This window comes from Pseudoroseomonas ludipueritiae (assembly GCF_014490445.1).
Taxonomy (GTDB): Bacteria; Pseudomonadota; Alphaproteobacteria; order Acetobacterales; family Acetobacteraceae; genus Pseudoroseomonas; species Pseudoroseomonas ludipueritiae.
Genome location: NZ_JACTUZ010000151.1, coordinates 1 through 11,050 on the forward strand (window position 1 = coordinate 1; position 11,050 = coordinate 11,050).

An 11,050-nucleotide genomic window follows, 5' to 3' on the forward strand; every position below is an offset into this window, starting at 1 on the left:
GCCTGGCCGCCGACCGGGCGCGGGACGCGGCAGCCGGCGGCGCGCGGCAGGGCGCCCACCGCACCGACCTGCGCATGGTGTTGCTGCCCAAGGAAATCCCGGCCGAATTATGCTCCACCGGCGAGCAGAAGGCGTTGCTGGTGGCGGTGGTGCTGGCCCAGGCGGCGCTGGTGGCGGCGCATCGTGGCTTCGCCCCCCTGCTGCTGCTGGACGAGGTGGCGGCGCACCTGGACCCTGGCCGACGGGAGGCGCTGTTCGCGGCCCTTGTGGCTCTGCCGGCGCAGTGCTTCCTGACCGGCACCGAATTCGCCCCTTTCGCCCCGCTGCATGGGGTGGCGGAGGCCTTTCTGGCGCGCCCTGGCGGGCTGATTCCTGCCGATTTGCCAGTGCCTCAAGCGGCAGAAAATGCTATAAAATGACGTTTTCCCGCCTTATCCGAGTTTCAGGAGTTTCCCGCCGGCATGAGTGAGCCCGTGAGCGCGCCGTCCTCCCAACAGGCGGACGCCTATGACAGCGCCTCCATCACCGTGTTGCGCGGTCTGGAAGCAGTCCGGAAGCGGCCCGGCATGTATATCGGCGACACCGATGACGGCTCGGGCCTGCACCACATGGCCTTCGAGATCATCGACAATGCGGTGGACGAGGCCCAGGCCGGCTACGCGGACCGCTGCGATGTCATTCTGAATGTCGATGGCAGTGTCACGGTGCGCGACAACGGCCGTGGCATCCCGACCGACATGCATGCCGAGGAAGGCGTCTCGGCGGCCGAGGTGGTGCTGACGCGCTTGCATGCCGGCGGCAAGTTCAACCAGAATTCCTACAAGGTCTCCGGCGGCTTGCACGGCGTCGGCGCGGCGGTGGTGAACGCGCTGTCCGAATGGATGGACGTGCGCATCTGGCGCAACGGCCACGAGCACTTCATCCGCTTTGAGCACGGCGACACCGTGAAGCCGCTGGAAGTGGTCGGGCCCTCCGACCGCCCGACGGGCACCGAGGTGACCTTCAAGCCCAGCAGCGGCACCTTCACCAAGACGGAATACGACTATGCCGTCCTGGAACGCCGCATGCGCGAGCTGGCCTTCCTGAATTCCGGCCTTGCCATCAACCTGCGCGACGACCGCGTGGCGACCGATGAGACGCCGGCCAAGGAAACCAAGTTCCTGTTCCATGGCGGCCTCACCGCCTTCGTGGAATGGCTGGACCGCGCCAAGGAGCCGGTCTTCAAGCCGCCTGTCAGCCTGACGGCCAAGGATGACGGCGCCGGCATCAAGGTCGAGCTGGCCATGTGGTGGAACAACACGCCGCATGAGCAGGTGCTCTGCTTCACCAACAACATCCCGCAGCGGGATGGCGGCACCCACCAGGCCGGCTTCCGCCAGGCGCTGACGCGCATCGTCTCCAAATACGCCGAGGACATGGCGAAGAAGGAGAAGGTGGAGCTCTCGGGCGAGGATATGCGCGAGGGGCTGACGGCGGTGCTCTCGGTCAAGGTGCCGGACCCCAAGTTCAGCTCGCAGACCAAGGACAAGCTGGTTTCCTCCGAGGTGCAGCCGGTGGTGCATGCCGCCGTGGCCGATGCGCTGGGCCATTGGTTCGAGACGCATCCCAAGGAAGCCCGCGCGGTGCTGGACCAGGTCGTGCTGGCCGCCGCCGCCCGCAAGGCGGCGCAGCTGGCGCGTGAGAAGGTCGGCCGCAAGAACGCGCTCGATATCTCGACGCTGCCGGGCAAGCTGGCGGATTGCCAGGAGAAGGATCCCGCGCAGTGCGAGATTTTCCTGGTCGAGGGCGATTCGGCCGGTGGTTCCGCCAAGCAGGGCCGCGACCGCCGCTTCCAGGCCATCCTGCCGCTGAAGGGCAAGATCCTGAACGTGGAGCGCGCGCGGCTCGACAAGATGCTGTCCTCCGCCGAGATCGGCACGCTGATCACGGCGCTGGGCACCGGCATCGGCACCGGGCCGGTGGAGAAGGGCGGCTTCTCGGCCGATAAGCTGCGCTACCACCGCATCGTCATCATGACGGATGCGGATGTGGACGGCTCCCACATCCGCACGCTGCTGCTGACCTTCTTCTTCCGGCAGATGCCGGAGCTGCTGACGCGCGGGCACCTCTACATCGCGCAGCCGCCGCTCTACCGCGCCAAGCGCGGCAACGAGGAACGCTACCTGAAGGACGACAAGGCCCTTGAGGACTTCCTGCTGGAAAAGGCGCTGCACAACGCGAAGCTGACCTATGCCGACGGCACCGTGCTGGAAGGCGAGGCGCTGCATGAGCGGGTGGAGACGCTGCGGCAGGCCGCCGGGCGCATGCGCCGCCTCGCCGGCAACCTGCCGGCGGAGCTGGTGGAGCAGGCGGCCATCGCCGGCGCGCTGACGCTGGATGCCACCAAGGCCGATGCGGCGGCGCAGGTGCTGGCGCGGCGGCTGGATGCCATCTCCCTGCCCACCGAGCGGGGCTGGAAGGTGTCCGCCGGCACCAGCCTGACCATGGGCCGCACCGTGCGTGGCGTGACCGAGAAGCACACGCTGGATGCTGCGGCGCTCCGCAGCGGTGATGCCCGCTGGCTGGACGAGCGGCGCGAGGCGCTGGGCAAGGCCTGGGCCGAGCCCGCCACCCTGGCGCTGGAAAGCACCAGCAGCACGGTGGGTGGCCCGCTGGCGGCCTTCGACCGCATCATCGGCCAGGGCCGCAAGGGCCTCGCGATCCAGCGCTTCAAGGGCCTGGGCGAGATGAACCCCGACCAGCTCTGGAAGACCACGCTGGACCCTGCGGCGCGCACCCTGCTGCGCGTGAAGGTGGATGACGTGGCGGATGCCGAGGAGGTCTTCTCCACCCTGATGGGCGATGTCGTCGAGCCGCGCCGCGAGTTCATCGTCGGCAACGCGCTGAAGGTCGCCAATCTGGACGTCTGAGGTGTAGGGACACCAAATACCTGTCCCTTTTCCCAAAATACCGTCCCCGGCAGGCGCACTTCGCCGCCCGCCGGGGATATGCTTGTCAACAGCTAGGATTTACCGGATCCCGCTTTAGTATAGGAGCTCGTTTCGGTACGCTGTCCTCGGTCTGCGCGCGAGCGCAGAGTTCAACCCGCAGTCCGCACTCCGGCCCGCCGCCGCCGCTCGCGCCAGAACGCCCACGTGTACCAAACCAGACCGACCATGCCTCCTGCCGTGGAAGCAAGGCCAGCCGCCCACATGCCCAGGACGACAGCCGCGTGTCCCACTGTTGAGCCCGGCATCACGATTCCCTCAAACCAGTCCGCAGGCAGCGGCTCGCCTGCGTAAGCCAGGAGCGCTCCACCGCTCGCGGCTAGGCCTGCCAACTTCAAGACGTAGGTAGCCAGCCTCATCATCCGCTCCCATGCCTCGTCACCGAAACGCCCGGGCAGCATAGGAGGTTCAGCGGCGCTTGCCAGGATCATCGTTCCTCGGCTCTGCCCGAGTCGGCCTTCTGTCGCTGACGCGGCCGGTCCCCTATAAGGCGCCCCCTCTTCCGCGCCAGCTTAGGACCCCGGCATGCGGCGACCTGTTGAGATCTACATCCTGAACCATGGCGGCGCGCTCCCTTTGGCCCCGCATGGCGCCGGGTCTTTGCGACTTCGCAAAGGACGTTTAGCCTGACCGCACTCAGCGGATCAGAGCCGACGGGCGAGGAGCTGCTTCACGGCATCTTCCACCCCACCGGGGGCCACCGTGTAGCCGCCGAACGCTGCGAACAAAGGTCCCGTGGCCGCGGCGACAAACGGCGCCAACGCGCTTGCCGAGGTGTCGAGAGACAGTTCGGCGAACGCCGCCGCCTCGCTGTCGTGGGCGCTGTACCCGGACGAAGGTACCATCCAGAACGGGTTGGCCCATGCGCCGAGGCGCCGATCCGCCAACCCCGACCAGTGGAACCGAAACCCGACCTTGGCGTCGGCCGTCCAACCTGTTGCCTTGGCGACGGCCAATCCGACGGCAAACACCTCCGCCACGCGGTCCAGCATCAGGCCTGGATCCAGCAGTCGCCGTGCTTCCGCGTTCGCGCGGAAATCGTCCTGCATGACACGGCGAAGGAAGAAGTCGCCTCGTGGATCGAGCAACATGAAGTCGGAATCAGGGATGCCCGAAGGCGCTTCCCTGACCAGCGCCTGCCACGACCCATCCTTGACGAATGGATGGGCCTGACGGTCGCGGAAGCCGCGAGTGTCCAGCCAGACCGGCCATCCCGTGTAGGCCGGGTTGCCGCTGGTGAAAGCGTTCAGGAACTCCCCCGTGGGCAGCGCGTCGTCTTTCATGGGATCGAGGCACATGGCAACACGCATCGTCAGGATATCCGGGCCCGGGCTCACTGGGCCGTCCGCTGCACCGCCAGCTGCCGCCACGTAAGCAGCCTCACCCCTGGCGGTGAGTTGCTCGCACCGCGCTCGAAGGGTAAGCCGCGCCTCCTCAGACAGAACCCGCAGTGCGTCGCCTCCCCCGCCAAGGTGCCTGCGGAGGAACCGGCCAATGTCGGCCTCCCGGTTCTCGAAGCAGACGTCCAGGAGGTCGCGGTAGTCGCCCGGCTTGATCTTCGAGCTGCTGGGGGTGCCGTTGGAGGCAAGGGTGCGGAAGTAGAGGTCGCCCTCTTGGATGAGGAACTTGCCCGCCTTCTCCGGGTTCGGGAGATCCGACCTGACGATGACCGGCACGGTCACGCCCGTCGGCACGGACAGCACGGGATACGGGACACCGTCCAGTTCGTGCAGGTGCACCCCAACCTCGAATGACTGGGTGGCGTAGGTCGAGATGATGCCATGGACCGTGTCGACCGTGACGAGCTCCTGGACTGGCACCTCAAGGCCGTAGGGATCTGGCTCCAGGGTCTTGTCGTTGAAGCCCATGACGAAGGTCCCGCCGTTGCGGTTTCTCAAGGCGAACAGCGCACGGACCAACTTCGCCTTGCCGTGCGGCGTGCGCAGGTCGAACCACGTCTTGGTTTCCGAATTCAAGGTCTCCGACGGGCGGCGGAGCAGCTGATCGAGTTGCTCGCCACTCAGCGGCATTGGCGGCTCTCCTGTCCGGAACCGTCGGATGCGGCAACCATCACCAGAGAACTATCCCGATACGGCGGGAAGGCTCCCAGAGCTGACGCGCCTACTCGGCTAAGTGAAGGCATCGATTCCCACCCGCTCTCCCGCACACGCCTGAGGTAGTGCTCCGTCCCTGCCGCGCAAGGCTGCGGCGCTCTCCAATGGATCTAGCCGCCGAGCAGCCTCGTAAAGGGCGGGAAATCCACCGCCTCCCCGGCCCGCAGCGCCCCGGCGTCGCACCCGGCCCCGGCCGGAGCGTTGCGGGGCGAACTCCTCCCCGCCTGGCTTGCGGGTTCAATCAAGCGCCAAGCGCGCAGGCAGAACTGCGCCAGATTCTAGGTCGCGTGGCCCCAGACCTGCAGGTCGCCCTTCTCGCAGTCGAAGCGGCTGTAGTGGCGGGGCAGTTCATGGTGCGGTCGTCGGCCTGGTAGAACATCGGGTAGCCCTTGTGCGAGCAGAGGTTCGAGAAGGCGACGATGGCGCGGTCCGGGCCGACGCCGTCCGGCACCGGCGTGCCGAGCTTGATGAGCACACCTGTGCTGTCTGCGTCGGGGGTAGGCAATCTCGACTGGCTCATTGACCTTCAGGTCGCGGAGGTTGGCCAGCCTGCTGACCGGGCATGCAACCCGCGCCAGGGTCGGTGTCACCTTGGCGGGCGCCTGCGGCACCGTGGAGGCCACCGCAGCGCCAGCCACTGCCAGCACGCCGCGCCCCAGGAAGAAGCGGCGCCCGCTCTCTGTGATTCTCTTGCAACCAGACATTGCCGTCTCCCAGTCTCAACCGGCCTCGGCATTGCAGCGGGCCTGCCAGCGGCGCTCATGGCGACGCCCGGGGCCGATGCCTGGAAAATCAGGATGTTGACGGAGATTCGTGATCATCAGGCCATCACACGAGTCTAGATAGCTGGACTGCAGGTTCGTGTCTGTCCGGACGGCTGGATCGGCAGGCGGATCCGCCTGCGAGGTGCACGAATTGGAAGCGCGGCGGCTCGCCGAGTTACCGGGGCTGATGTAAAATCTGGTCGCTCCGCATTGCCGGAAGCCAGCCATGTGAGGTCACGTGCCCGCTAATCACAGCATTCCGCAGCATATCCTCGATGACGACGCCCTGGTTGGAAGATTCAAGGTGAAGCTCGCGGAGGCGCTGAGCCGCCGCCTGGACATCAGCGACTGGAAGAAGTTCTCTACACTTCACGGCCTCGACCACCTCATCACGGAACGGCACAGGTTCGTCCGGGCCGCCAACTGGGGGGATCCCGACTTTGAGGGGCTGGTGCTGGACGTAGTGAAGGACCTGTTCGAGCAGAACCAATCTCTTCTTGTGGAGCTGTTCGGAAGGGACGGAGTTCAGCGGTGGTTCAAGGACAACGACCCCGCGTTCCTGGACATCTGGGCAGGGACAAGCGACCCGCTTCTTGAGGCCCTGGGCCATGCCCTCGAGGAGGTCCAAGGTCTCAGCCCGACAGTCGACCTGCGTGAACACAGCCGCCGCATCCAGGACGCGTTGCCCGGTGACCCGTCGCTCGCCATTGGCACGACGAAAGATATGCTGGAAGCAACGATGCGAACCATCCTGCACGAAAGAGGCTTCTCCGGCATGGAGAAGTGGGATTATCCCACCCTTTCCACGAAGTGCTTTCACGTACTTGGCTTGGCGACAAACACCCCGCCAGCATCCGCTGACGAGCGATATGTCCGGAAGATCGCAAACAATGCGAAGACGATGATCGACGCCGCGAACGAACTCCGGAACGTCGCAGGCACCGGACATGGCCGTGTGGTGGGTACGGAGCCAGAGGTGAGTGCCCACGATGCTGGGCTGGTCGCATCCACCGGCCTCATCCTTGCCGCCTGGATGCTTCGGCACAGCCAAGGCCGCTGAACCTAGGGCCTCAGCTCTCGTTGGCTGTGGCCGGTCCGGCACCCCCATCGAAGACTAAGGAAATTGGCGTGGCCAAGACGTGCATCATCTGCGGCGAGAAGGCGGGTTCCCGCGAGCACGTCTTCCCTGCGGCCCTGGGAGGGCGCCGGACCGATAAGGGCATCTACTGCCCGGAGCACAATCTAGCCTACTCGGGGCTGGCGAACGTCATCAAGACACAGCTCGCCGTCTTCAATGCTCGGCTCGGGGTCGTTGGGGACCATGCCGATCTGCCCACCCACGTCGTCGTCACGGACGTGGCCAGTGGGTTGCCGTTGGAGCTGAGCATTGCGGGGTCGAACTTCGCGTCACCTCGCGAGGTGTCATCCGAGTTCGTGGACGGCGAGATACGAAAGGTCATCTCGTTCCGCAGCCACAAGGAGGCCGAGGTCTGGACCGCAGAAATGCGGAAGAAGGGCTTCAAAGTCTCGGTTCGTAGTGTCGGCGAGAAGCAGACCTACTTCCTGGGCGCCACACGCGGCGGGTTCATGCTGGGCGACGCTGAAGGAATGCGAGCCGTCGCCTACATCGCCCAGACCTTCTTCGCCCAGGCGTATCCGGAAGTCATCCGGAGGCCGGAATTCCAGACATTAAAGGACTACACGCTAGACGGCCAGGGAAGCGGCTTCGTGGGTTGGGACATAGATCCGCCTTTGACCCTGGCGCCCATCGGCTTCCCGTTCGGGCACCGTGTCATCGTCGGCCACAGCGGCGTCAACGGCGTGGCCTATGCTAGGCTGTCATTCTTCTCGACGCTGAACTTCGTGGTTTTCTTGGGGAGGTCCAAAACCGAGCGGTGCAGTTCCGTGTTGACGGACATCAATCCGCTCGAACGCAGGCCGCCGCGGGACATAGAGGTCCAGAGGCTCAACGAGGCGGTGGGAGCGGTGCCTTTTCCTGATGCACCGATGCCGACGCTCCAGGAGCTCGGCGGGAAAGGCGCGCTTCTCGCCCAGGTGCAGGGCCTATTCCGGCAGATTGACGACTTCGTCGCGGACGAAGCTGTAGCCAAGATCATGGCTCGCGTTGATGACGCTGGTGCCCTTGGGGATGACAAGCGGCTGGCACTCTGCCAGGACATCTTCTCAGACGAGGGACAACGCGTACTGCTTCTGATGGACATGGCCTCCAACCATGCCAAGGAGCAGGCTGCAGTTCAAACCTTGGAGCTTGAGCTTCGCGCATTAGCCGTCTTCCTCGAGCAACGGGTTCAACGTGACCCTGAGGCTGCCAACGGACTGAGCGCCGAGGCCACTCGCTCCTTGGCTGTCGCTCAAGAAGCATTGGCGCGCCAAATGAGCGAGGATTGGAAAAGCGGCACTCTCGGCCGCGCGCGCATGAGGGCTCTGCTCATCGACGGAACCGGGGCGTACATCGTAGGAAACGCGATCTTCAAAGCGGGTGAAAATGAGTACTTCCAGACGCTCAAAGCCGTTGCTCAGGACCTCCTGAACAGCCTCCGACGCGGAGCTGCTGGGCCTTAGCCCCTGACTGTTGATTTTAGAGCATCACGTACCAACGGTGCGCGGCCCGAGGCAGGTCCCTCTGGCGCGGACCTCCTTCATCGCGCGGTCGAACTCGTCTTCGTCCTCACCTGCATAGCCCTGCGTCAGCAGGAACGTCTTCAGGTTCGGCCGGGTCCGCTCGAAGTGCTCCTTCGAGACGACGACGACCTCTCGACCGTCCCGGCACCCCACGATCTGCGGCTTGCCTGAGGTCGCCGCGTCGACCACTTCATTAAACTGGCAACGGGCTTCGGCAGCTTGCCAAGTGGTCATGCCAATCTCCCCTGCTCAGCCCATCCTTGACGGGCGGGCTCCATCATCCAGTTGCCGCACTCGTAACTTGTGCCCGCTGACGGCGCCGCCGAGAGAAACCTCCTCCGACCTCCCTCACGTTCACGAAGTGCGGAGCGAAGCCGACGCGTCCGCCTGTCTCTACCCGCTGGACCGCGCCACGAGGCGCCTTTTTGGACGCACTGACGCCGTGAAGCCACTAGGTATCCAATCTCCGGAATGGCGTGTCTGCCACAACCCCGTAGGTATCTGAACCTATGGGAAAACTGCCGACCTAACACAGTGCCAGCCGCGCCAAGTCTCCCGAAACTGGCGTGGCCCATCTCAATGTTGCAAGGAAACAGCAAGGATTCATGGTGCTCGTTGCGTGTGCCGGAACGATTGGCGCCTCGGAGCCCTGCAGCCGTGGGCCGTCCTGCAGCTGGCGTCACCCACCGGAAATCGGTGATTGACTACTGTCCTAAAGTTCTGGCTTTGTTCCATTCATGACGACTGGCCTTCCACGCTTCGAGCCGACCGCACCGGGCACCAGGGGTAGCTCGGCCAGGCGGGTCGCGGAGCGCTGGCGGGCGCACTGGGTCGTCATCCCGGCGCCCGCCTAGGGCGCCCGGCGGCCGCACCTGCGGGCCGCCACCAACACCCGAACACCCACCCATCAGGAACAGGAGGCACCATGCTCATCATCGGTGAACGAGGATCCGTGCGCGGCGACGTCGAGGCGGAAGCCAGCAGGCTGGAGGCGCTGGCGGCGGATCTGCGGCGGCTCGCGGCGTCCGGCACACCCTCCGTAGAGGAACTCTCGGAGGCGCCGCTGCTCGAGGCGTGGGCCGTGACCTCGCGCCCAGTCATGTGCCTCGTCGGTGCCGTCACCGGCCACCCGTTGCTGGACAGCCCCTTCTGCCGCACCTCCGACCTCTGGGCCTTCGCGCCGACCCTGGGATGGGCGCGCACGCTGAACCGGCTCTACCGGCTCGGCGCCCCGCGCGCGCCCATGCCGGTCGTCCCGCCGCCCGCTGACGAGCCCTGCTCCCTGGACCTGCGGTGACGCCATGTCGGACCGCCCCGCCAACGCCCCCGCATCTGCGCTCCCGTCCACCCTGCCGAAGGCCAGCCTGGCTGGCGCCGCCGCCGCCCTGACCGGCGACGCGCTGGACCTCGCCATCAAGGGCTTGGCCGAAGCCGTCGAGGAGGAGATCGGCCACGAGCCGTTCCACCTCGGCACCATCGCTCCGCAGGCGCGGAAGCCGAAGCCCCCGCCCACGCACCGGCCGTCGCGGGTGCGCCTCGACGACCCGGCCGAGGCCGCCGCCCACGCCATGCTGCGGCGCCTGCTCCTGGCCGACCCAAGCCTGCGGCTCCGGGCGCTCGAGCCTGGCGCCGTTATCGTGGTCGAGGTGCCGGACGCCGAGTGGGTGGATCCCGTCGCCGAGACATGGCGCATGCTGATCCACGGCACCGACGAGATCCCGTTCGACGGCGACGACGACCAGGAGCGGCCGTACCGGCGGCTCAGCACGGTCGAACCGAAATGGGCCGAGTTCCGCCGCGACGGCTCCGCCCGCAGGCATCGTCCCGAGGACGGCAACGGTGCCGTCCGCACCATGGTTGCCAGCGGGCGGCCGGTCTACGGCTTCAGCCCCGCGCCCGCCCGCTGCCTGCCGTCCGACCTGCTGCGGGTCGCGACGGCGACGGTGACCGTCGGCCCGCTGGACCCGACCGCGCTGGCCGAGGCGGCCACCATGCTGACCAGCGTCGCGCCGGTGACCGCGTCCGTCCCGGCGGAGGTGGCGCCGCTGGTCACCGTCGGCGACCTGTGGCTGGCCCGGCTGCCCAACCAGGACGCCGACGACTACCTCCGGCGTCTGGCGGAACTGGCCTCGCAGCGGATCGCCGCCCGCCCGCTGACGCTCGACGGCCTGCACGGGATGGGCGAGGCCAGCGCGCTGGGGCAAGGACGTAGCGCGCGACCTCGCCGACTACGCCAGCGGCGCGCTGCCGTGGCGCGACGTGGACCGCGGCGCCGTGCTGGTCGGCCCCACCGGCACCGGCAAGACCACCTTCGCCAGGGCGCTCGCCGCGCAGTGCGGGGTGCCGCTCGTGACCGGCTCTCTCGGCCAGTGGCAGGGCGCCAAGGACGGCCATCTCGGCACGACGCTCGGCGCCATGCGCGAGACCTTCGAGGCCGCGCGCAAGGCGGCGCCCTGCGTCCTGCTGGTGGACGAGATCGACGGCTTCGGCGACGTAACCGTCAGCCGAAAGCCGCCTTGTGCTGAGGCTGTCGGATGGTCGA

7 protein-coding genes and 1 pseudogene are annotated in these 11,050 nt (G+C 66.6%); 6 read left to right on the forward strand and 2 right to left on the reverse strand.

Going from position 1 to position 11,050, the window contains the following annotated elements:
• A pseudogene (locus IBL25_RS21285) lies at positions 1 to 419 on the forward strand (DNA replication/repair protein RecF); the annotation flags it as partial.
• A gap of 42 nt (positions 420 to 461) precedes the next feature.
• Entirely contained in the window at positions 462 to 2,909 is a 2,448-nt protein-coding gene (gene gyrB, locus IBL25_RS21290; RefSeq protein WP_187780509.1) for a DNA topoisomerase (ATP-hydrolyzing) subunit B, read from the forward strand.
• 722 nt (positions 2,910 to 3,631) lie between these two features.
• Here gyrB and IBL25_RS21295 read toward each other — a convergent pair.
• Complete coding sequence (locus IBL25_RS21295) at positions 3,632 to 5,017, reverse strand: hypothetical protein (RefSeq protein ID WP_187780510.1); 1,386 nt, start codon at positions 5,015 to 5,017, stop codon at positions 3,632 to 3,634.
• A 1,152-nt stretch (positions 5,018 to 6,169) separates the two neighbouring features.
• On the opposite strand from IBL25_RS21295, the gene IBL25_RS21300 reads away from it, so the two are divergent.
• Together IBL25_RS21300 and IBL25_RS21305 are read left to right on the forward strand one after the other, a co-directional pair.
• Complete coding sequence (locus tag IBL25_RS21300; RefSeq protein ID WP_187780511.1) at positions 6,170 to 6,925, forward strand: abortive infection family protein; 756 nt, start codon at positions 6,170 to 6,172, stop codon at positions 6,923 to 6,925.
• 68 nt (positions 6,926 to 6,993) lie between these two features.
• Positions 6,994 to 8,448, forward strand: coding sequence for a hypothetical protein (locus IBL25_RS21305; protein ID WP_187780512.1), 1,455 nt, complete (start codon positions 6,994 to 6,996; stop codon positions 8,446 to 8,448).
• A 24-nt stretch (positions 8,449 to 8,472) separates the two neighbouring features.
• On the opposite strand, the gene IBL25_RS21310 is transcribed toward IBL25_RS21305, so the two are convergent.
• Positions 8,473 to 8,742, reverse strand: a complete 270-nt coding sequence (locus IBL25_RS21310) for a type II toxin-antitoxin system prevent-host-death family antitoxin (RefSeq protein WP_187780513.1) — start codon at positions 8,740 to 8,742, stop codon at positions 8,473 to 8,475.
• 718 nt (positions 8,743 to 9,460) lie between these two features.
• On the opposite strand from IBL25_RS21310, the gene IBL25_RS21315 reads away from it, so the two are divergent.
• Both IBL25_RS21315 and IBL25_RS27650 read left to right on the forward strand, forming a co-directional pair.
• Positions 9,461 to 9,805: a DUF6634 family protein gene (locus IBL25_RS21315; protein WP_187780514.1), complete on the forward strand. Its 345-nt coding sequence runs from the start codon at positions 9,461 to 9,463 to the stop codon at positions 9,803 to 9,805.
• A 977-nt stretch (positions 9,806 to 10,782) separates the two neighbouring features.
• A partial coding sequence (locus IBL25_RS27650; RefSeq protein ID WP_187780515.1) for an ATP-binding protein occupies positions 10,783 to 11,050 on the forward strand: 268 nt, incomplete at its 3' end.